The organism is Francisella noatunensis subsp. noatunensis (assembly GCF_009823375.1).
GTDB classification, from domain to species: domain Bacteria; phylum Pseudomonadota; class Gammaproteobacteria; order Francisellales; family Francisellaceae; genus Francisella; species Francisella noatunensis.
The window spans coordinates 47891-70062 of the sequence record NZ_WBSX01000001.1 but is presented as its reverse complement, the minus strand read 5'-3'; the positions used below and the strand labels follow the sequence as shown (position 1 = coordinate 70062).

The window sequence follows — 22172 nt, the reverse complement described above, 5'->3', positions numbered from 1 at the left end:
CTACACCAATTTTTGTTTTACCTTTTCAACCAAATGCTCTGCTTCTTTTGTAGCTAAATCTTTAGTATCTGCTTCGACCATAACTCTCAGAACTGGCTCAGTTCCTGAAGGTCTCAACAGTACACGTCCACGACTACCTAATCGCTCTTCAGCTTTAGCAACATCACTAGCGAGCTTAGCTAAATCATCAGATGTTACTTTAAAATTAAGTGGAACATTGATCATAGTCTGTTGCATTAATTCACCAGGTAATTTAAACGCTGATGCTGGTTTATCACTTTGCGAGAAAATCGCTAACAATTGAATAGCTGTCGATAAACCATCACCTGTAGTTCCAAAATTTAGGTTGATAACATGCCCTGATGACTCTCCACCTATTTTATAGCCATGCTTAACCAAATCTTCTAGAACATATCTATCACCAACTTTAGAGCGAATAAATGGTATGTTATTTGCTTTATAATAATTTTCGTAACTCATATTTGTCATCTGTGTACCTACAATACCAATAGTACCACCACAAATATTACTATATTGAGCAATAATATTTAATATTCCATCACCATCAATTTCTTGAGCATTCTCATCAACAATAATAATTCTATCTGCATCCCCATCTAGAGAAATCCCTAGATCAGCATTATGCTCTATAACTGCTTTTTTAATATTTGAGGTACAAGTCGCCCCACAATCAACATTTATATTTAAACCATCTGGATTAGATGCTATAGAAATATAGTCAATACCAAATCTATCAAGCAATGCTTCAAAATGATTCGAAGCAGCTCCATGAGCACAATCTATGACAACTTTACCTTTATAATTAACCAAAGAGCCAAAACTTTCAAATAAGTTTTCAATATACCCATCTATAAAGTTTTCAGCAATCTTATAATTACCAAACTTACACTCTGTCTGATAAATAAAATCAGAGTCAATTTTAGCTTCAACTTCTTCTTCTAGAGCATCATCTAATTTAAACCCACTTGATGAAAAAAGCTTAACACCATTATCAGTAAACTTATTATGAGATGCTGTGATAACGAATCCAACAGCTGCTTTGTATTTAACAGTCATAAAAGCCACAATAGGTGTAGGGATTACACCTAGATCAATCACATCTATACCAGCTGCATTTAGACCTGAAACTAAAGCAAATTTTAAAAAATTACCAGAACTACGCGTATCTTGTCCGACAATAACAAACTTCGGATAATCCCTTTCATTTATTAATGCTCCAACCGCATTTCCAAGCTTTTGCATAAATTCAGCTTTTATAACAGATTTACCTACTTCACCACGAATACCATCTGTACCAAAATACTTAGCCACAATCATCTCCTAATATTTTACTAATGCTGAAACATTATGTCCTTCAAGAACTTTTCTACCATTCAGATCTTCAAGCTCTATTACAAATATAAGACCTACGACACTTGCTTGAGTTTTTTCAATAAGCTGAACAGTTGCTTTTGCTGTGCCACCAGTTGCTAACAAATCATCGACAACTAGTACTTTATCTGTAAGCTTAAAAGCATCTTTGTGAATCTCTAAGCTATCACTACCATACTCTAACTGATAGCTCACTTTATATATTTCTCTAGGGAGCTTGCCAGGTTTTCTTACAGGAACAAATCCTAAGCCTAAAGCTTCTGCAAGTGCTACCCCAAAAATAAACCCTCTACTTTCAGTACCAGCAATAATTGTCGGCTTTATACCTTTCGATTTCAATTCTTCAGCCATAGCCTTTGCAGTCATTTTCAAACCTAGAGGATCCGCTAATAATGGAGTGATATCTCTAAACACTACACCAGGCTTCGGAAAGTCTGGCACAGCCACAATTCTGTCTTTTATAAAATCTAAATTCATCGAAATAAACCTTTAGAATAAAGTGAAAGAAAAATAATTATACTTGTAGAAGGATTCTATTTGGATCTTCTAACAATTCTTTAATCATCTTCAAGAATCTTACTGATGTACCACCATCGATAATTCTATGATCATAAGATAATGCCAAATACATTATTGGACGGATTTTGATCTCGCCGTTTACTACTACAGGTCTTTCAACAATATTATGCATACCCAAGATCGCACTTTGTGGTGAATTAATAATCGGTGTGGATAGCATAGATCCATAAGTACCACCATTAGTAATTGTAAACGTACCACCTTGCATATCTTCTAGACTTAATTTACCATCGCGACCTTTGATTGCTTTATCAAGCACATCTGCTTCAAGCTCTGCTAAAGATTTACCATCTGTATCTCTTAAAACAGGTACCACTAAGCCTCTATCTGTACCAACAGCTATACCAATATCAAAGTAGTTATGATAAACAATCTCATCACCATCAATAGAAGCATTAACATCTGGGAACTTTTTAAGTGCTTCAGTTGCTGCTTTAATAAAGAAAGACATAAAACCAAGCTTTGTATCATGCTCTTTAAGGAATATATCTTTATATTTATTTCTAAGGGCCATAACTGCACTCATATCAACCTCGTTAAACGTCGTCAAGATAGCATTAGTATGCTGAACCTCAACTAATCTATTTGCAATAGTCTGACGTAAACGAGTCATCTTAACTCTTTTTTCGTATCTTGGACCTTGGTTAGCGACTATAGCATGCTGTTGTGGCTTGCTACTAGATACCGCCTTTTTAACATCTTCAGAAGTTATACGTCCTTTCTTACCAGTACCTTCAATACTTGCAGCAGAATCTAATCCACTTGCATTAAAAGCTTTACGTGCAGAAGGAACTAGATGAGGATCATTGCCTTTATCTTCAGTCTGTATTTTTGCATCTGACTTAGGTGCTGCAGATGCCACTGCACCCTCTATAACTTTTGCTATTAACTCTGATGAAAGAACTGTTTCACCTGCGGGCTTTAATATTTTTGATAAAACACCGTTGGATGTTGCAGGGACTTCCATAACAACCTTATCTGTTTCAATCTCAGCTAAGACATCACCCTCTGCTACAGCATCGCCTTCTTGTTTATGCCACTCAGAAATCGTACCATCTGCAACAGACTCAGGGAAAACAGGTGCTTTAACATCTATTTCTTTACCCAAAGCTTGTGAAGAAGCTTCTACAACGACCTCTTGTTTTGGCTCAGAAGTTGAAGCATTAGTATCAATATTTGCTAAAAATTCTTCAGATAAAACTATATCACCTTCTTGCTTTTCAATTCCTTTAAGAACACCACTTGCAGTAGCTGGAACTTCCATAACTACTTTATCAGTTTCTATTTCAGCGATTATATCACCTTCTTCAACAAAATCGCCTTCACTTTTATTCCACTGAACTAGAGTGCCATCTGCAACAGACTCTGGAAACATAGGTACTTTTAATTCAACCATTTCTTACTCCTAGTAATAACTTAAATTTTATATTTCTAAAGCTCTATTAATAATTTCTTCTTGCTGTTTAACATATAGTGCATGATACCCTACTGCAGGAGTTGATGATCTCTCTCTTGCAACACACAGCAACTCTTGGTTTTTTAATACTAGTTTTTCTATGAAGTGTCTAATATTATACCAAGCCCCCTTATTTTGAGGCTCTTCTTGTAGCCATACTACCTTATCGGCATGCTTATACTTAGCAAAAATATCTGCAAGTTCGTCTTGTGGGAACGGATACAACTCTTCAAGTCTAACTACAGCGATATCCTCATGAGTATCTTGCTTTTTAGCAATTAGATCATAATAAACCTTACCATTACAAAGTATAAGTCTTTTGACTTTCTCTTTATTAGCACTTGCATCATCTATAATAGATTCAAACTTACCTTTAGAGAGCTCTTCTAATGTAGACACAGCCATAGGGTTTCTTAATAAACTCTTAGGTGTCATTACAATCAATGGCTTTCTAAGCGGTCTAATAACTTGACGTCTTAGCAAGTGATAGATTTGTGCTGGAGTAGTAGGTGTACAAACTTGCATATTTTTATTTGCACATGATTGCAAGAACCTCTCTAAGCGTGCTGAAGAATGCTCAGCACCAGCGCCTTCTTGACCATGAGGCAAAAATAGTGTCAACCCTGACAAAATACCCCACTTTTCTTCAGCAGCTACCAAAAACTGATCAATAACTACTTGAGCCGTATTTACAAAGTCACCAAATTGAGCTTCCCAAATTACTAGAGAATCCGGACTATAACAACTATAACCATATTCGAATCCTAAAACACCGTATTCAGATAGCGTAGAATCGATCACATCAAATTGAGCTTTTTCATTAATATGCTGAAGTGGTACATACTCTTTTAACTGCGAGCTAGTATCCATATTTTTAACAACAGCATGACGATGAGAGAATGTTCCTCTACCACTATCTTCTCCAGATAGCCTTACCGAATAACCTTCATCAAGCAATGTTGCATAAGCAAGAGATTCGGCAAACCCCCAATTTAATGGAAGCTCTCCATTCGCCATCTTGACTCTATCTGTTATCGCTTTTTTGACCTGCATCTGAGCATTAACCTCTTCCGGTACTTCACTCATTTTCAAAGCCAAATCTTTGAGTTTATTTTCAGGTATTGCATGATAAGTATATTTAGTCTCTTGCTTACCAATATAAGGCAGCCAGTCACAAACATTAAGTTTGTCTTTTACAGCCTTTCTATCAAGAATATCTATCGTGACTTGACCATTATCTAGTTTACTACGATAATTAGCATTTAATTGTGCAACAAGGTTACTATCGACAACACCTTCTCTAATAAGTTTTTCACTATATAATTTTAGTGTTGAAGGAAGCTTTTTAATCACTTCATACATCTGTGGTTGAGTTCCAGATGGTTCATCAGTTTCATTATGTCCATTTCTACGGTAACAAACCAAATCAATAACTACATCCTTGTTAAACTTCATGCGGTATTCAAGGGCTATATCAGCAACCTTAAGTACAGCCTCAGGATCATCGCAATTTACATGAAAGATTGGTGCATCTACCATTTTTGCAATATCAGTTGAGTAGTTGCTACTTCTATTGACCCCAAATGTACTGCTAGTAGTAAAACCAACTTGGTTATTTACCACAAGATGAACTGTTCCACCTGTTCCATAAGCTTCTGTAAGGGAAAAGCCAAAAGTTTCCATTACGATACCTTGTCCACAAAAAGCTGAGTCACCATGTATTAATATAGGTAGTACTTTATTATAAACATTACCATCTAATTTATCTTGTATAGCTTTAGCTGCACCTTCGACAACTGGATCTACTGTTTCGAGATGCGATGGGTTAAACGCTAGTGCGATTTTTGCTTCTTTACCATCAATACATCTATAATTTGAATATCCCATATGGTATTTGACGTCACCAGACAAGCTCTTTTCGCTTCTCTTACCTTCAAATTCTTCAAATAGATCCTTAGGATTTTTACCCATAACGTTCACAAGAACATTTAAGCGACCTCTATGGGCCATACCTAATTGAATAAATCTTGTTGAATGTCTAGATACTGCTTTTTCTATAACGTGTTGAAGAGAAGGAATTAAAGATTCACCACCTTCAAGACCAAACCTCTTCTGGCCCACATATCTCAAAGCTAAATACTTTTCTAACCCCTCAACTGCAACCAACTGCTGTAAAATCCATTTCTTATCTGACTGCCGTGTGGATAGATTTTTTTCTATCTTATCTTGAAGCCATAACTTCTCTTCTTTATTACCAATATACCTATACTCATAACCTACACTAGATTCATAAATTGCCTTAGCTTTATCTATTATTTCTTTCAGAGTAATAGCTTTATTATCAGTAAATTCACCAAGATTAACTTTCTCAGACAAATCTTTTTCAGATAGACCATGTGCAGACAATTCTAGATCAGAGTCTCTTTGATACTTCATCAGCCCTAATGGATCAATATTTGCTGATTTATATCCATGAGATCGATAAGCTTTTACTAGAGCCTTTGCCTTCAAGCTCACATTACCTTCACTACTGATAACTGTTGTAGCAGTAGATCTATTTTTAGCCAAAAATTTGAACTCATCAACCAAGTCGCGATGCACAGTATCTGTTGAACTAGCTATAGAATCAAAAAAGGACAACCATTTTGGATCAATATCCTCATAGTTGCCCATAATATAATCATCATATATTGATTCAAGATATTCTAAATTACCTCCGAAGAGCTGGGTTGTTTCCAACCACTGACTAAAATCCGGTTGTTTTTTTTTCATATAAATACCTAAATGTCAGGTTTTAAATTTTACACATTTTTCTTTAATAGTGCAGATCTGATCTTACCGATAGCTTCTGTAGGATTAAGACCTTTAGGACACACAGAAACACAGTTCATAATAGTTCTACATCTAAATAGACTAAACGGGTCTTTTAAATCTTCAAGTCTTTGTTCCGTAGCAGTATCTCTTGAATCCGCAATAAATCTATATGCCTGTAACAAACCTGAAGGCCCTATGAACTTATCTGGATTCCACCAAAAAGATGGACATGATGTTGTACAACACGCACATAAAATACACTCATAAAGACCATCCAATTTAGCTCTATCTTCAGGAGACTGTAACCTTTCCTTAACAGGAGGCTCTTCATCATTTATGAGATATGGTTTAACCTTTTCATAGTTTTTATAAAACTGCTTCATATCTACAATCAAGTCTCTAACAACTGGTAAGCCCGGTAGAGGATTAACTTTGATTGGTTGCTTTAACTCTCCAATTGAGGTAATACATGCCAAACGGTTTTTACCATTAATATTCATACCATCAGAACCGCAGACACCTTCTCTACAAGATCTTCTCATAGCCAATGTAGGGTCCTGTTCTTTGATAAGTTCCAAAGCAGTCAAGACTTTAACCCCCTCATTTTCTACTGTGACAGTATACTCATCATAATATGGCTTTTTATCTACTTCTCGATTATATCTATAAATCTTAAATCTTACATCCATTTATCAAATCCTCGTATTAATACTTACGTTCTGCTGGTTGGAAAGCTTTAACCTTAGTAGGAGACATATTTACATCACGTTGTGATGTTTTATCACCATCTAAGAAATACAACGTATGCTTCATCCAATTCTTATCATCTCTTTCAGGATAATCCACTCTCGAATGCGCACCTCTAGACTCTTTTCTCTCAAGTGCTAACTTTGCCGTAGCTATCGCAGTCAATACAAGATTATCTAGTTCCAAAGCCTCTATTCTCATCATATTGAAAATTCTAGAATTATCTTCCAAAACAGCATTATCAAGTCTTTCTCTAATTTTGAATAACTTATCAAGACCTTCTTTCATTGTACTTTCTTGCCTAAATACTGAGAAGTATTGTTGCATAGTCTGCTGAAGCTCCTTTCTAAGCACCGCTATTTTTTCTTGACAACCTCTTTGCTCAGAAGTATCCCACTTAGTGATTCTAGCAGTTGCTTTTTCAATATTCTCTTGCGAAACTTCTTTCGAAGGCATACCTTCTTTCAAACTCTGCTCAGCATGCATACCTGCAGCTCTACCAAATACAACCAAATCTAATAAAGAGTTACTACCAAGTCTATTTGCACCATGTACTGATACAGAAGCGCATTCACCAACGGCATATAAGCCACCAACAACCTTATCTTCACCATTCACCAGAGTGATTACCTGACCATGCTTGTTAGTTGGTATTCCACCCATTTGGTAATGACATGTAGGCACAACTGGTATAGGCTTCTCAACAGGATCTATACCAGCAAAAGTTCTACCTAACTCTCTAACTGTAGGCAATCTTTCATCAATAACTTCTTCACCAAGGTGAGTCAAATCTAGCCATACACAGCTTGTCCCAGAGAAAGTATCACCACGACCTTCCATAATTTCTTGTTGCGATGCACGCGACACAACATCACGACAAGCAAGATCTTTTGCATTAGGAGCATACCTCTCCATAAATCTCTCGCCATCTTTGTTACGTAACACCCCACCTTCACCTCGACATCCCTCAGTAACCAAAACCCCAGCTCCAGCAATACCAGTAGGGTGAAATTGCCAAAACTCCATGTCCTGAAGTGGCAAACCTGCTCTTAAAGCAAGACCCATACCATCACCTGTGTTGATATAGGCATTAGTACTAGATTCGTATATACGACCTGCTCCACCAGTAGCCAATATAGTAATTTTTGCTTTCAAGAAAACAGTTTCTCCCGTTTCTATACTAAGAGCTATTACACCGGCTATACTTCCATCATCAGCTTTGACCAAGTCAACAGCAAACCATTCTGTATAAAAATCAGTCTTATGAGAAAGATTGCCCTGATATAAGGTGTGTAAAAGCGCATGCCCAGTTCTATCAGCCGCAGCACAAGTTCTTTCTGCCTGATTAGCAGGATCATAATTTCTAGACATACCACCAAATGCTCGCTGATATATCTTACCGTTTTTTAGTCTTGAGAAAGGCATGCCCATATGCTCTAACTCAATAATTGACTGCGGCGCATGCTCACACATGTATTCAATCGCATCCTGATCACCAATATAATCAGAACCTTTAACCGTATCGTACATATGCCATTTCCAGTCATCTGATGGCAATCCATCATTAAATTCAATATTTCCTAGAGCAGCTGCAATACCCCCTTGGGCTGCAACCGTATGCGATCTAGTAGGAAAAACTTTAGACACAACAGCTGTTTTGAAACCTGATTGCGACAACTGAAAAGATGCTCTCAGACCAGCACCTCCAGCACCAATTACAATAGCATCAAACTCTTGCGTAGCTATACTCATAAAAATAACCTCTTAGTAGAAAAATAAAACTGCGAATAACCAAAAAAAGCAGAACACATAAATCAGCACAAAGCTCAGCATAACAAGAGCTGATGCCCAAGCATACTTAATATAGTCACCACAAATAATCCAAATACCAACCCAAGCATGGAAAAACATAGCTAAATAAGCCATCAGTGTAGCAACCCTAAAAAACATACCATCCGTGAACAATCCTCTCCAGCTGTCATAATTAAGTGTTCCAGCATGAGATAAACACAAAGTTTCCAAAATCAGATAACCAAAGTAAACAGCAATAATCACAGCTGTCACTCTTTGAACGAAGAAGTCTTTGATTCCAGAAGAAGTTAATAAAATTACAGCCATAAGTAGCACCCCCATAAAATAGCAGATAAAACACCTAAAATAATAACAAGCAACGAAGTAATCTTAGCTACTTTCATACTTTCACCAAAACCCATATCCATAATCATATGTCTAACACCTGCAAAAACATGATAAGTTATAGATGATAAAAACAGCCAAAAGAATATACTGCACCAACCTCTAGTCAAAACAGCAACAGTTTGCTGATAGCCATCCGGACCTGCAAGTGTATAATTCATACCAACAACCGCCAAAGGTATTGCAAAAATCAATACCACACCAGATATACGATGCAGTATAGAGCTAATAGCAGTAATAGGAAACTTATAAGATTTAATTGACATCAAATCAACATTAGTAATTTTTTTCATGCTCGACATTCCTCCGAAGCAATTTATGTATATCAGTAAATCGGATGTAAACCAATGTTATACAACAACTCTTAAATAATATATTTTTAGTAAAACAAATTCAAATACTTAAACAAATTTTTGATTCATATTTTACTAGATAATTAAATGCAACAAACTATTAAGCAAAATAAACAATATTCACATCATTGATATATTATGACTTTTTTATTTGCAAAACAGAAATCTTTAGCTTATTATTCCGCTATAATGATACCTATATAAATATGTTTTTAGAAAAGGTATCTTTTTATTGCAAACCTTTTGCATTGTATTTTTTGATCAACTCACTTGGAGGCCTATTAATGAGTAAATATGCAACTCTTAAGTATGCAGATAAAAATATTGAAATAGAATTACCAATCTACTCTCCTAGTCTAGGTAATGACTGCATAGATGTATCATCTCTAGTAAAGCATGGTGTCTTTACTTATGACCCTGGCTTTATGTCGACAGCTGCATGTGAATCTAAAATCACGTATATCGACGGTGGCAAAGGTATTCTTTTACATAGAGGCTATCCAATCGAACAATGGACGCAGAAATCAAATTACAGAAATCTTTGCTATGCTTTGATTTATGGTGAATTAGGAACAGATTCTCAGATCAAAGATTTTAGAGAAGAGATTGTAGCTAAGATGCCAGTATGTGAGCATGTTAAAGCAGCTATTTCTGCTATGCCACAACACACTCATCCAATGTCTGGATTAATTGCCGGTGTCAATGTTTTGGCTGCTGAACATATTCACAAGGGTCAAACTGAAACACAAGATGAAGTTGCTAAAAATATAGTTGCTAAGATTGCAACTATTGCAGCTATGGCTTACAGACATAACCAAGGTAAAAAATTCCTAGAACCTAAAAAAGAGTATGGTTATGCTGAAAACTTTATATACATGATGTTTGCAGAGGATGAAAGCTTTAAGCCTGATGAGCTACACGTTAAAGCTATGGATACTATTTTCATGCTTCATGCTGATCACGAGCAAAATGCCTCAACATCTACAGTTAGACTTTCTGGCTCAACAGGTAACTCTCCTTATGCAGCTATCATTGCAGGTATTACAGCACTTTGGGGTCCTGCTCATGGTGGCGCTAACGAAGCTGTATTAAAAATGCTATCAAAAATTGGTAGTGTTGATAATATCGATAAGTTTATAGAGAAAGCTAAAGATAAAGATGATCCATTTAGACTAATGGGATTCGGCCATAGAGTTTATAAAAACACCGATCCAAGAGCAACTGCAATGAAGAAAAATTGTGAAGAAATTCTTGCTAAGCTTGGTCATAGTGACAATCCTCTTCTTGCTATAGCTAAAAAACTAGAAGAGATTGCTTTACAAGATAGTTACTTCATTGATAGAAAGCTTTTCCCTAATGTGGATTTTTACTCTGGAATCATCTTAAAAGCTATGGACATTCCAGAGAGCATGTTCACAGCAATATTTGCTCTTGCTAGAACTTCTGGTTGGATATCTCAATGGATCGAAATGGTTAATGATCCAGCACAAAAAATTGGTCGTCCGAGACAGTTATATACTGGCGCAACAAGCAGAGATTTATAATTTAATCAAAACTGCTTTCTTATTTTATTTACTTTTCTCCTTAATTAAGCTACGATTCTTTTATCAAAAAATTTCTATTCTATAGATAATGAATAACTCTCCAACATTTAGTGACAAATTGGTTGCACCATTTAAACAGCCCAAAATGTTTACTATGCTAATTCTAGGTTACGCCTCTGGATTACCCCTAATGCTTACAGCATCATCATTACTGCTTTGGTATAGAGATAGTGGCATCAACATTCAAAATATAAGTTTTTTAACACTTATTGCAATACCATATACATTTAAATACCTATGGGCTCCATTCCTTGATAAAGTTAATATCTTAGGGATTGGTAGACGCAAAGGTTGGATACTTACAACACAGATAATCTTAATAATTCTAATAGCTCTTATGAGTCAATTATCTCCCGCAGCTCAACCATTTATGATTGCTTTTATCGGCTTTTTAATATGCTTTACATCTGCAACACAAGACATCGCTATAAATGCATATCAAACTGAAATTCTTAACGAGAGAGAGAAAGCTCTTGGTAATGCTATAGCAGTTATTGGCTATCGTATTGCAATGCTTGTAACAGGATCGTTAGTACTAATATTTGCTGATTATTATAGTGGTGGTGCTGAACCTATACAGATATCTACACCTAAACTTACTGAATACTATGGTAGCAATGTCTTATTTACTAATATTGATATAGTTTCTACTCAAAAACTTATATCTAGCAGTTGGAGCCTAGCACTAATAACAATTCTTGCATTTTTCATAATCTGTCCACTCTATTGCTTATTTTTAAAAGAGTCTTCATCAACCACAGTACCAAAAAGTTTCAAAGAAGCCTTTACGCAGCCGTTTATTGAGTTTTTTAAACGGCAAGGAATTAAAACTGCAATTATAATATTATTGATAATAACTGGATATAAACTTGCAGATGCGATCGCATTTTCACTTAATACAGTCTTTTTTGCCGACTTAGGATTTGATAAAACCACAATAGCAGTTTCATACAAAGCTTTTTCATTAGCAGCAACTTTAATAGGTCTTATCGTAGGTGGACTAATCGCAAGAAAAATAGGTATTTACAGAAGTTTTCTCTTCTTTAGTATTATTATGGCATTAGCAAATCTAATGTACGTATTACTAGCGTTTGTTGGTAAAAACTACTATCTAATGGTAAGCTCTGTTGCCGTTGAGTATTTTTGTGGAGCAATGGGTACAGCAATACTTGTAGCGATGATTATGAGTCTTGTAAATATAAAATTTTCAGCAACACAATTTGCTGTCCTTAGTTCAATCGATTCGCTAGGAAGAGTCTTTGTAGGACCATTTGCTGGATATGTACAAAGCCACTATAAATGGGAAGGACTTTTCATAGTAAGCTTTATAATAGGAATACTTATATCTACTATCATCTACATTTTTAGACAAAGAATTAAACTAATGACAAATATCCAATAAATACTCAAAGATTTATTTATTTTTTTCTAACAAATAATTGAGAAATAATAAAAATTATCCACGGAAACAAAAGAACTGCTAGTACAATATTTTTTGTAACAACAGTTATTTGAAGACTTGGAAATAGTATAATCACCACTAAAACAAATACTATAGCCAATACTCCAACAGTAAAAGAATATAGTGGTACTTTATTTTTATTCACTTGATACAACCTATTTCTTAAACTGCTCAGAAACAAATTTCCAATTTACTATATCCCATAAAGACTCAACATATTTAGGTCTTGCATTACGATAATCAATATAATAAGCATGCTCCCAAACATCAAATGTAAGTAAAGGTTTTTTGTTATCCGTCAAAGGGCAGCCTGCATTACTAGTAGTAACAATCTCAAGTTTGCCTTCGGTATTTTTTACCAGCCAAGCCCAACCAGATCCAAACGTAGCTACAGCCGCTTTCGAGAATTGATCCTTAAAGTTATCTATTGAACCAAAAGTTTCAATAATAGCTGCTTTTAACTCGCTTGATGGTTCAGTTTTAACTGGTGATAGGCAATTCAAATAAAATGTGTGATTATATACTTGAGCAGCATTATTAAATATACCGCCTGAAGAAGTTTTTATTATTTCTTCTAAATTTTTACCAGCATGCTCTGTACCTTCAATCAGATTGTTTAGATTAGTTACATAAGCTTGATGGTGCTTACCATAATGATACTCAATCGTTTCTTTTGAAATAGTAGGCTCTAATGCATCAAATGCATAAGGTAGTTTTGGTAATTCAAATTTCATCTCATTATTCTCCCTGAACTAGTTGAATTAATTATTATAGCATCTCGGTACTATAACCGTTTAGTATAATATGCTATCATTTTTTAGATAAAATTTCTAAACTTAGTTGTTTAATCAAATAAAAAGGAAATAAATATGTATACACAAGAAGAACAAAAAGTTGTTGATAGAATAGAAAAGCAACTAAAGGAAAATGATATTATCCTATACATGAAAGGCTCTCCAAATTTGCCTCAGTGTGGGTTCTCAGCTCATGCAGCTTCTGCAATTAGAACATGTGGAAAGCCCTCCTTTGCGTTCGTTAATATTCTAAAAAATCCAGATATTCGTGCTATTTTACCTAAATATGCTGATTGGCCTACTTTTCCTCAACTATGGGTAAAAGGTGAACTAATAGGCGGTTGCGATATAATCATGGAGATGAATGAGTCGGGCGAACTTAAGGAACTTATAGACTCGGTCAAATAAAAACTACTCACTAAAAATTATTTATTATTCATTTTTGTCCAAGCATCTGTACCATATTTACCCGTTGGCTTATATGCACTCATGGTACACAAGCTTGACTCAGGGCCGATATTACATCTATATAATTCCTTATCAACAGCCACAACCGTGCCCCTTTATAATCCTCTATACCATAAGGGTAGATATAATCAGCGCCTCTAGGTTTAACATCTTGCTCTTTGTTCACAAAGTGAGAAATATCATTTGTAATATTACTCCATGCCACAAAACCTTTTTCTTTAATAGGGCTGTAAGAAGATTTATTACAATACTCTTCTTTCTGACACTCGAACTCTCTTCCATCGGCAAGCACAATTTGACCCACCTTATAGCTCCCTATACCTTTTGGATAAGTAGCTACCTCACCTTCTTTCAATTTAAATTTTTTCTTACTTTCAGAATATTTTTTGGGGCTTTGTGGCTTAATCTCTTCCCATGCAAGATCCCCGTATAAGCCATTTGGAATATATGCTTCATCATTACACAGCTTGACCTATAGCATAGACTTACATTTATACATCTTACCTGCAAAACTTACAACAGTATCTGATCCATAAGTGCCTATCTGATATGGATATCTAACAATTCCTGTATCCATAATATATTTTTGCGGTTTATGAGAATCATTTACTTTTTTCAGGTATCTATCACTATCATTCACAATTGAAGCTACTGGAGGTAGTTCGATATTTGCTATATTATTAGTAGAGCTCCAAGGTAAATGCTGATAACCATCACTTAAATCTCCCGACTCAATATTTGTAGCATCAAAATCCATACTCCAAAGAGCAAATCCAGCAAAGGATGCTTTATTTTCTTTCATTAATGAAAGTATTTGCTTTATCTCCGAACTTGATAAAACATAAGTATCTCCTCCATGAACCGCGCCCTTAGTTGTTGGAACAACAAATACAAGTTTATTAGCTGGAATTTTAATAGGTCTATCAACTTCATACTTCGGATGATTTGCTTCAAATCCTTGAGGTGTTGTCAGAGCCCACGCAAGCGAAGCCAAAAATTTATCATAGCCATCTAAAGGAGATATTTTCATAAATTCACCCTTTTGATCCTTATATAACCCTAAAATTGCATCAGCTGGTCTTTCAGAAAAAGTATTAAGAAAAATATAATTTATCTTACTCATACCAATATTATCTAATAACTCAACATAGCCATGACTAACGTACATATTGTCCTTATTATTCTTAGCTAAAGGGGCTACAATATAATCCCACTCAGGAGAAAGTGTTAACCAAAAATTCTTATCGCTGTGTCTAAGAGTCATTATCAATCTATTTATTTTTAGAGCGGCAATTTGAGCTTGCTTCTCATCCTTTGGCACTGCTGTTTTTGGCAAATCAAAATTTATACCATTGAAACCAAAATCTTTTACAATATGAATTAAACTATCAAAGTTTACAGTTTGCCAATCGATATGCGATGACTTTCCTCCAAAAGAGATTAAAACATGTTTTCCTTTTGACTTCATATATCCAATAAATTCTTTAAGCTCATCAGGATCATATAACTTATTCGAGCTACCATTCTCATCATTAAATGACAACTCAAATCCTTTACTATTGGTATACCTAGCATATACTGCTATTATTACATTGTATTTGCATACATCAGGATTTTTATCACAATATTCTTTATTCCCCGGCATTGATATATCAACTGGAGTTGTATTTATCTGCCTACCTGAAATATTACAAGAGCTACTCTTTCCCCATAAAGGCAAAAATCCCGCAATGACAGGGCCTTTTATTCTATTATCAACTTGAACACATACGTTATCATAAATACATGCTCTAAGATTTTTAGCAAAGGAACCGGAACTATGAGATGAATCCCCATATAAGTCAGCGGCATAATCGGTATTTAAAGACCAGCCTGTTACTCCCGCAAATCTCGGTTTAAACTTAAGTTTCTCAAACTGAGGTAACATAAGCTCTACTGCCTGTTCAGTCGTTAATGATAAAGTTGCATTGCCCTCAGGATGATATACTGTATTTGTACCTCCTGAAATTGCATTTGTTGGTTCACCAATCAAAACCTTAGTATGAACAGGAATATTCAAATCATTGACAATTTTTGAATAACTATCTGCTATAAAACCAGGCTCATATTCTGGGTATGTATCATACTCTTGGATAAATAAATAATCTATATACCCATTTTGAATTACTTTATCATAGTCATTACTCTTACCCGTTGTTACTAATTTATAATCATTTACCTGAGGCTCTGCAACTATGACAATATTTGGGTCAATTTTTTTGATATCCAAAGAAAGTTGATTAATAAAATCTGCTGATGTGAATTTCCTAAAACTATAAACAATTCCATCAATACTATTTTTACGCAAAAAATTGACTATATTGTTTGCTAAGGAATAGATCTGTGCATCTGACATATCTTTGCCAAAAACTTTTGGAGATACATCTGTCTTATTTAGTCCAGGATGAAATGTATTTGGAATGCCACCAACAGCTAGCAAGACTTTCATACCATTTTTTTAGCTTGTCTCACTTTATCAATGATAGTTTGTATAGATGTAGGACTAGAAATATAAAGTCCAATATCTGTATTATAAACCTCACCATAAGCTATAACAATAACATTATATCCATCATTCTTCGCCTGCTCAATATCAACTCTAGATGTTGAACCAGGAGTTCTAACATCTAAGAATCCAGATATAATTCTCTTAGGAAGCAGATGCTCTACAGAGCTGCTTTTTTTGAACTTCAACATCGTTGGATGATTGGGCGATTATATATGTGGGTATTATCGACAAACAAAGTACAATTAAAGTAAAAACTTTTTTCATTATTAAACAACACAAATACTAGTATTATAATTATAAATAATTCTATGTAAATATGTTATAAATAGTCATTTTTTCATAAATCATTACAATAAATTTATAAGCAAATGTAAATCGGATTTAAACTTTTTGAAAATTAATAGAGTTGCTAGTCTTGTTTTGAGTAATACAAGCCTTTAGAAGAATTAAGAGCTTTAAGACGAGCATCAGCCTCACTAAGTCTTTTGCTCGCAGCTTCCATATCAAGTTTGGAAGCATCTGGATTCTTAAGAGCTTCCTGAGCTCTAACTCTAGCTTTTTCAGCCTCTGCTTGATTTAAGTTTTCTGCTCTCTCCATATCATCTACCATAATTGTAACACGAGTAGGAGTAACTTCTACAATACCACCTGAGACGTATAGTACATCAGTATGTTCATCTTTTCTAACATTGACCACACCAGCTGGTAGAGTGGATAGAAGCTCTGTATGTCCATATGCTATACCCATTTCTCCAGCAGATCCACGTAGACTTACAATATCAGCCTCGCCTTTAAAAACTGAACCTAGGGGACTAACCACATCAACTTTTAGGTATTTTTTTGTCATATCTACACCCAATTATAGAGTTTTTGCCTTCTCGATTGCTTCTTGTATTGAACCAACCATGTAAAAAGCTTGCTCTGGTAAATGATCATACTCACCATTAACTATTGCTTTGAAGCTAGCTACAGTGTCTTTAAGCGACACAAACTTACCAGGATTGCCAGTAAACACTTCTGCAACATGAAATGGCTGAGATAAGAATCTTTGAATCTTACGAGCTCTATCAACTGTTCTTTTATCTTCATCAGAGAGTTCATCCATACCAAGAATAGCAATAATATCTTTCAACTCTTTATATCTTTGAAGCACCTTCTGAACAGCACGAGCTGTCTCATAGTGATCATGTCCAACAACTAATGGATCTAACTGTCTAGATGTAGAATCTAATGGATCAACCGCAGGATAAATACCCAACTCAGCAATTTGACGAGATAATACAATCGTTGCATCTAAGTGAGAGAATGTAGTCGCTGGTGATGGATCCGTCAAATCATCTGCTGGTACATAAACAGCCTGAACTGAAGTAATAGAACCAGTTTTAGTAGATGTAATACGCTCTTGTAAAGCACCCATCTCTGCAGCTAGTGTTGGCTGATAACCTACTGCTGATGGCATACGACCTAGTAATGCTGAAACTTCTGTACCGGCCAATGTATAACGATAAATATTATCAATAAACATCAATACATCACGCTTTTCATCACGGAAGCCTTCTGCTATCGTTAAACCACTAAGTGCTACTCTTAATCTGTTTCCTGGTGGCTCATTCATTTGGCCATATACTAGAGCCACTTTATCTAGTACATTTGAATCTTTCATCTCATAATAGAAATCATTTCCTTCACGAGTTCTTTCACCAACACCTGCAAATACTGAGTATCCACTGTGTTCTTTTGCAATGTTGTTAATAAGCTCCATCATTGTTACAGTCTTACCAACACCAGCACCACCAAATAGACCTACTTTACCACCTTTCGCAAATGGACAAATAAGATCAACTACTTTGATACCTGTCTCTAATATTTCTGTACTTAATGCTAACTCATCATATGCAGGAGGTGCCTGATGAATAGACCTAGTTTCTGTATACTGAATAAGCCCCGCCTCATCAATAGGTTCACCTAGTACATTCATAATACGACCCAAAGTACCATGCCCTACTGGTACGGAAATTGGTGCGTTTGTATTCTCCACAACCATTCCTCGTCTTAGACCATCACTAGAACCCATAGCAATAGTTCTTACAACACCATCGCCGATTTGTTGCTGTACTTCTAATACTAAATTTGCTTCTTTTACATTTAATGCATCATATACTTTTGGAGTGTTATCTCTAGAAAACTCTAGATCAATAACAGCACCAATTACTTGAATAATTTTACCTGTACTCATTTATTTCTCCTAAACTGCTGCCGCACCTGAACAAATTTCTGCAAGCTCTTGTGTAATCATAGCTTGTCTGACTTTGTTGTAATCTAGTTTCAACTGATCAATTATATCACTTGCATTATCAGTTGCATTTTTCATCGCCATCATACGAGCAGCTTGCTCACATGCTGCATTCTCTAATATTGCCCCTCTTACCTGAGCTTCAATATATCTAATACATAAAGCATTTAAAACTTCTTCAATATCTCTTTCATAAATATAGTCCCAATGACCCTTAGAAGCCTGCTCTTTGTTAGTTTTAAGCTCTTCTTTTGAAAAAATGTCTTGGATAGGTAACAATGTTTGCAATTTTGGTTTTTGTTTGATTGTACTAACAAATTGATTGCTACTCATATAAAGTCTATCAATCTCACCATTTGTAAACCTATCTAACATAACTTTAAGTGCACCACGAATAGCTCTAATACTACCTTCATTATCTTTATCATTGTAATGTGCTGTAGCAACTACGTTAACATCTTTAAGTTTTGCAAAAAATGTTGCAGCTTTAGAGCCAATTACGCAGACATCTACCTCAACTCTATCATCAAGATTCTTTTTGATATCTTTAAGAACGTGCTTAAATAAGTTGATATTAAGACCTCCACAAAGGCCTCTATCTGTAGATGTGACTATATACCCAACCCTTTTAACTTCTCTATCGAAAAGATATGGATTTGGATAATCAATACTTGCCATTGTAACATTTTTGATAATAGTATTTGCACTTTCAACATAAGGGCGTACATTATTCATTTTGACTATCGCACCCCTCATCTTACTAGCTGCAACTAATTCCATAGCACCAGTGATTTTTTGGGTGTTCTTAACACTCTGTACTTTAGAACGTATCTCTCTAGCATTAGACATAGTCTATACTCCTATTACCAAGCTTGATTTGCTTTACAATCTTCAACAATTGTTTTTAACTTCTCTGCAATCTCAGCATCATACTTGCCAGTTTCATTAATCTCAGCAACAACTTCTGCATATTTATTTTCTGCAAGTGCATGTAATGCTGATTCAAAAGGAATAACTTCTGAAACTTCTAAGCTATCTAGATAGCCATTATCTGCTGCATACAATGATAATGCCATCAAAGCAATTGACAATGTCGAGAACTGCTTTTGTTTTAGAAGTTCTGTAACTCTTTGACCTCTATTTAGCTGTGACCTGGTAGCTTCATCTAAATCCGACGCAAACTGCGAGAATGCTTCTAACTCTCTAAACTGCGCTAGTGCCAAACGGATACCACCGCCTAATTTCTTGATAATCTTAGTCTGCGCAGCTCCACCAACACGTGATACTGAGTTACCAGGGTTAATAGCTGGTCTTAGACCCGAGTTAAATAAATCTGTCTCTAAAAATATCTGACCATCAGTAATTGAAATTACGTTTGTTGGTACAAATGCAGAAATATCGCCAGCCTGCGTCTCAATAATAGGCAGAGCGGTCAAAGAACCTGTCTTACCTTTGACTTCACCATTAGTAAATCTCTCTACATACTCTTCATTTACTCTTGCAGCTCTTTCAAGAAGTCTTGAGTGAAGATAGAATACATCACCAGGATAAGCTTCACGCCCTGGAGGTCTTCTTAATAATAAAGAAATCTGTCTATATGCCCATGCTTGTTTAGTTAAGTCATCGTACACAATTACTGCATCTTCACCACGATCTCTAAAATATTCACCCATAGAACAACCGGCATAAGGTGCAATATATTGCAAAGCTGCAGAATCAGAAGCTGTAGCTGCAACAATAATTGTGTGCTCCATAGCACCATGCTCTTCAAGTTGTCTCACAATATTTGCAATTGATGATGCCTTTTGACCAATAGCAACATAGATACATTTAACTCCAGTACCTTTTTGATTGATAATTGCATCAATAGCTATGGCTGTCTTACCAATTTGTCTATCACCAATAATTAACTCTCTTTGACCTCTACCAATTGGAACCATCGAATCAATTGACTTAATCCCAGTTTGTAAAGCTTGATCTACTGATTTTCTCCAAATTACACCTGGAGCTATCTTTTCTATTGGTGAAGAATGAGCTGTTTCGATCTCACCCTTTCCATCAATTGGATTACCTAAAGCATCAACAACTCTACCTAGTAAAGCTTCGCCGACAGGAACTTCTAAAATCCTGCCTGTACAATATGCTTTATCGCCTTCTTTAATATGCTCGTAATCACCTAAAACAACTGCTCCAACAGAGTCAGTATTTAAGTTTAACGCTAGACCATATACATCTCCTGGCAACTTGATCATCTCACCAGCAGTTACATCATCTAAACCATATATAGTAACAATACCATCAGTAACGCTAACGATAGTACCCTCTGATTTAAGTTCAACTGAATTATCGAACTTTTCAATTCTTTTCTTTATTAAACCACTTATTTCTGATGGACTTAATTGCATAAGCTCACTTCCTATAATTTATGATAACAAAATACTTTTTAATGTCTCTATACGACCAGATACAGAATCATCTATTACTGTATCACCAACCTTAATTACCGCTCCACCTAGTATAACAGGATCAATAATCACATTCATATCTATTGAACAACTGAATTTTTCTTCTAACTTAGTCTTCAAATTAGCCAATATGTTTTTGTCAATAGCATAAGCTAATGTAACATTTGCCACTTTTATATTATTATGGACGTTTCTTATATTTTCAAACTGGAATGAAATTTCAGGCAGTATAGATAACTTTTTATTTTCCGCTACTAGTGCAACAAAGTTGAAAAACTTCTCATCAAGCTGATCTTTCACTGTATTTATAATCTCTGTTTGAGAGATTTCAGGACTAGAAATAATAGCAGCGATAGAGTCATCTTGAACCAACTCGGCAAACGATTTTAGTTGCTTAGACCATTCTTGAAGTAGATTATATTCATTTGCAAACTCAAATGCAGCTTTGGCATACGGTTTAGCAATCACACTTAGATTTGTCACTTACCTACCTTCTTATCCAAATTTACACTTTCTCTACAAAGTCTTTCAAAATTTTCTTGCTAGACTGCTCATCAACATTTGCTGATATTATCTTACTAGCTGCCGCCATCGCCAAACTAACAACTTCATGCTTAAGCTCTTCTTTTGCTTTCACTTTTTCTTGCTCAATATCAGCCATAGCCATACTCTTAATCTTATCAGCCGCAGCGATAGCCTCTTCTTTTGCTTGCTCATCAACCTTATGAGCCCTAACATAAGCATTCTCAACTATCTCAGTAGCTTTTGCCTTAGCTTCACGCAAGATTTCTGCAGACTGTCTTTTTGCAACTTCTAACTCTCGAGATGCCCTATCAGCAGACGCCAAACCTTCAGCAATCTTTTCTCTACGCTCGTCTAAAGCTTTGCGCAGTGGAGGCCATACAAACTTCATTGTAAATCCAACAAAGATTGCAAATGTTATCATCTGCCCAATTAGAGTTATATTAATATCCATCTACTTATCCTTTAGATAATAAAAT

Annotated in this window: 18 protein-coding genes and 1 pseudogene; 3 read left to right on the top strand and 16 right to left on the bottom strand. The window is 35.4% G+C overall.

The window, feature by feature from the left end; translation table 11 throughout:
• From glmM to sdhC, 8 genes are read right to left on the bottom strand one after another with little or no spacing between them, the layout of a single operon-like run.
• On the bottom strand, positions 1-1332 hold the full coding sequence (glmM, locus tag F8C69_RS00320; protein ID WP_159183748.1) for a phosphoglucosamine mutase: 1332 nt from the start codon (positions 1330-1332) through the stop codon (positions 1-3).
• A gap of 9 nt (positions 1333-1341) precedes the next feature.
• Positions 1342-1869, bottom strand: a complete 528-nt coding sequence (locus F8C69_RS00315) for an adenine phosphoribosyltransferase (protein WP_159183747.1) — start codon at positions 1867-1869, stop codon at positions 1342-1344.
• A 37-nt stretch (positions 1870-1906) separates the two neighbouring features.
• Positions 1907-3367: a 2-oxoglutarate dehydrogenase complex dihydrolipoyllysine-residue succinyltransferase gene (gene odhB / locus F8C69_RS00310; RefSeq protein WP_159183746.1), complete on the bottom strand. Its 1461-nt coding sequence runs from the start codon at positions 3365-3367 to the stop codon at positions 1907-1909.
• Between the two features lie 27 nt (positions 3368-3394).
• Positions 3395-6199: a 2-oxoglutarate dehydrogenase E1 component gene (locus tag F8C69_RS00305; protein WP_159183745.1), complete on the bottom strand. Its 2805-nt coding sequence runs from the start codon at positions 6197-6199 to the stop codon at positions 3395-3397.
• 29 nt (positions 6200-6228) lie between these two features.
• On the bottom strand, positions 6229-6930 hold the full coding sequence (locus tag F8C69_RS00300; protein WP_159183744.1) for a succinate dehydrogenase iron-sulfur subunit: 702 nt from the start codon (positions 6928-6930) through the stop codon (positions 6229-6231).
• A 16-nt stretch (positions 6931-6946) separates the two neighbouring features.
• The gene (gene sdhA / locus F8C69_RS00295) at positions 6947-8740 is read right to left on the bottom strand and encodes a succinate dehydrogenase flavoprotein subunit (protein ID WP_159183743.1); all 1794 of its coding nucleotides are present in this window, start codon (positions 8738-8740) and stop codon (positions 6947-6949) included.
• 12 nt (positions 8741-8752) lie between these two features.
• Positions 8753-9121, bottom strand: a complete 369-nt coding sequence (gene sdhD / locus F8C69_RS00290) for a succinate dehydrogenase, hydrophobic membrane anchor protein (RefSeq protein ID WP_159183742.1) — start codon at positions 9119-9121, stop codon at positions 8753-8755.
• Entirely contained in the window at positions 9097-9477 is a 381-nt protein-coding gene (sdhC, locus tag F8C69_RS00285; protein ID WP_159183741.1) for a succinate dehydrogenase, cytochrome b556 subunit, read from the bottom strand. Before sdhC ends, sdhD begins: the two co-directional genes overlap by 25 nt.
• Before the next feature lie 344 nt (positions 9478-9821).
• Between sdhC and F8C69_RS00280 the strand changes: the two genes are divergently transcribed.
• Both F8C69_RS00280 and F8C69_RS00275 read left to right on the top strand, forming a co-directional pair.
• On the top strand, positions 9822-11081 hold the full coding sequence (locus tag F8C69_RS00280) for a citrate synthase (RefSeq protein WP_159183740.1): 1260 nt from the start codon (positions 9822-9824) through the stop codon (positions 11079-11081).
• An 88-nt stretch (positions 11082-11169) separates the two neighbouring features.
• Positions 11170-12543 carry an AmpG family muropeptide MFS transporter gene (locus tag F8C69_RS00275; RefSeq protein WP_159183739.1) on the top strand — a complete coding sequence of 458 codons (1374 nt, stop codon included), beginning with the start codon at positions 11170-11172 and terminating at the stop codon, positions 12541-12543.
• Positions 12544-12758: 215 nt separating this feature from the next.
• Here the strand turns inward: F8C69_RS00275 and F8C69_RS00270 are convergent, their stop codons facing one another.
• The gene (locus F8C69_RS00270) at positions 12759-13337 is read right to left on the bottom strand and encodes a superoxide dismutase (RefSeq protein ID WP_159183738.1); all 579 of its coding nucleotides are present in this window, start codon (positions 13335-13337) and stop codon (positions 12759-12761) included.
• A 135-nt stretch (positions 13338-13472) separates the two neighbouring features.
• On the opposite strand from F8C69_RS00270, the gene grxD reads away from it, so the two are divergent.
• The gene (gene grxD, locus F8C69_RS00265) at positions 13473-13805 is read left to right on the top strand and encodes a Grx4 family monothiol glutaredoxin (RefSeq protein ID WP_159183737.1); all 333 of its coding nucleotides are present in this window, start codon (positions 13473-13475) and stop codon (positions 13803-13805) included.
• Between the two features lie 17 nt (positions 13806-13822).
• On the opposite strand, the pseudogene F8C69_RS00260 reads toward grxD, so the two are convergent.
• The 7 genes and pseudogenes from F8C69_RS00260 to F8C69_RS00230 form a co-directional block, all read right to left on the bottom strand.
• A pseudogene (locus F8C69_RS00260) lies at positions 13823-16677 on the bottom strand (glycosyl hydrolase family 18 protein).
• A gap of 145 nt (positions 16678-16822) precedes the next feature.
• A complete protein-coding gene (locus F8C69_RS00255) occupies positions 16823-17260 on the bottom strand; it encodes a F0F1 ATP synthase subunit epsilon (RefSeq protein ID WP_159183736.1) in 438 nt (145 codons plus the stop codon).
• A 12-nt stretch (positions 17261-17272) separates the two neighbouring features.
• On the bottom strand, positions 17273-18649 hold the full coding sequence (gene atpD, locus F8C69_RS00250; protein ID WP_159183735.1) for a F0F1 ATP synthase subunit beta: 1377 nt from the start codon (positions 18647-18649) through the stop codon (positions 17273-17275).
• Between the two features lie 9 nt (positions 18650-18658).
• Positions 18659-19555 carry a F0F1 ATP synthase subunit gamma gene (locus F8C69_RS00245; protein ID WP_159183734.1) on the bottom strand — a complete coding sequence of 299 codons (897 nt, stop codon included), beginning with the start codon at positions 19553-19555 and terminating at the stop codon, positions 18659-18661.
• Between the two features lie 14 nt (positions 19556-19569).
• The gene (atpA, locus tag F8C69_RS00240; RefSeq protein ID WP_159183733.1) at positions 19570-21111 is read right to left on the bottom strand and encodes a F0F1 ATP synthase subunit alpha; all 1542 of its coding nucleotides are present in this window, start codon (positions 21109-21111) and stop codon (positions 19570-19572) included.
• Positions 21112-21129: 18 nt separating this feature from the next.
• Positions 21130-21654 carry a F0F1 ATP synthase subunit delta gene (locus tag F8C69_RS00235; protein WP_159183732.1) on the bottom strand — a complete coding sequence of 175 codons (525 nt, stop codon included), beginning with the start codon at positions 21652-21654 and terminating at the stop codon, positions 21130-21132.
• A 22-nt stretch (positions 21655-21676) separates the two neighbouring features.
• Complete coding sequence (locus F8C69_RS00230; RefSeq protein WP_159183731.1) at positions 21677-22147, bottom strand: F0F1 ATP synthase subunit B; 471 nt, start codon at positions 22145-22147, stop codon at positions 21677-21679.
• Between the last annotated feature and the right edge of the window lie 25 nt (positions 22148-22172).

Excerpts from the sequence above, each read along its gene's own strand:
- F8C69_RS00315 (WP_159183747.1), bottom strand. The coding sequence starts at position 1,869 with ATGAATTTAGATTTTATAAAAGACAGAATTGTGGCTGTGCCAGACTTT.
- odhB (WP_159183746.1), bottom strand. The coding sequence starts at position 3,367 with ATGGTTGAATTAAAAGTACCTATGTTTCCAGAGTCTGTTGCAGATGGC.
- F8C69_RS00305 (WP_159183745.1), bottom strand. The coding sequence starts at position 6,199 with ATGAAAAAAAAACAACCGGATTTTAGTCAGTGGTTGGAAACAACCCAG.
- F8C69_RS00300 (WP_159183744.1), bottom strand. The coding sequence starts at position 6,930 with ATGGATGTAAGATTTAAGATTTATAGATATAATCGAGAAGTAGATAAA.
- sdhA (WP_159183743.1), bottom strand. The coding sequence starts at position 8,740 with ATGAGTATAGCTACGCAAGAGTTTGATGCTATTGTAATTGGTGCTGGA.
- sdhD (WP_159183742.1), bottom strand. The coding sequence starts at position 9,121 with ATGGGGGTGCTACTTATGGCTGTAATTTTATTAACTTCTTCTGGAATC.
- sdhC (WP_159183741.1), bottom strand. The coding sequence starts at position 9,477 with ATGAAAAAAATTACTAATGTTGATTTGATGTCAATTAAATCTTATAAG.
- F8C69_RS00280 (WP_159183740.1), top strand. The coding sequence starts at position 9,822 with ATGAGTAAATATGCAACTCTTAAGTATGCAGATAAAAATATTGAAATA.
- F8C69_RS00275 (WP_159183739.1), top strand. The coding sequence starts at position 11,170 with ATGAATAACTCTCCAACATTTAGTGACAAATTGGTTGCACCATTTAAA.
- F8C69_RS00270 (WP_159183738.1), bottom strand. The coding sequence starts at position 13,337 with ATGAAATTTGAATTACCAAAACTACCTTATGCATTTGATGCATTAGAG.
- grxD (WP_159183737.1), top strand. The coding sequence starts at position 13,473 with ATGTATACACAAGAAGAACAAAAAGTTGTTGATAGAATAGAAAAGCAA.
- F8C69_RS00255 (WP_159183736.1), bottom strand. The coding sequence starts at position 17,260 with ATGACAAAAAAATACCTAAAAGTTGATGTGGTTAGTCCCCTAGGTTCA.
- atpD (WP_159183735.1), bottom strand. The coding sequence starts at position 18,649 with ATGAGTACAGGTAAAATTATTCAAGTAATTGGTGCTGTTATTGATCTA.
- F8C69_RS00245 (WP_159183734.1), bottom strand. The coding sequence starts at position 19,555 with ATGTCTAATGCTAGAGAGATACGTTCTAAAGTACAGAGTGTTAAGAAC.
- atpA (WP_159183733.1), bottom strand. The coding sequence starts at position 21,111 with ATGCAATTAAGTCCATCAGAAATAAGTGGTTTAATAAAGAAAAGAATT.
- F8C69_RS00230 (WP_159183731.1), bottom strand. The coding sequence starts at position 22,147 with ATGGATATTAATATAACTCTAATTGGGCAGATGATAACATTTGCAATC.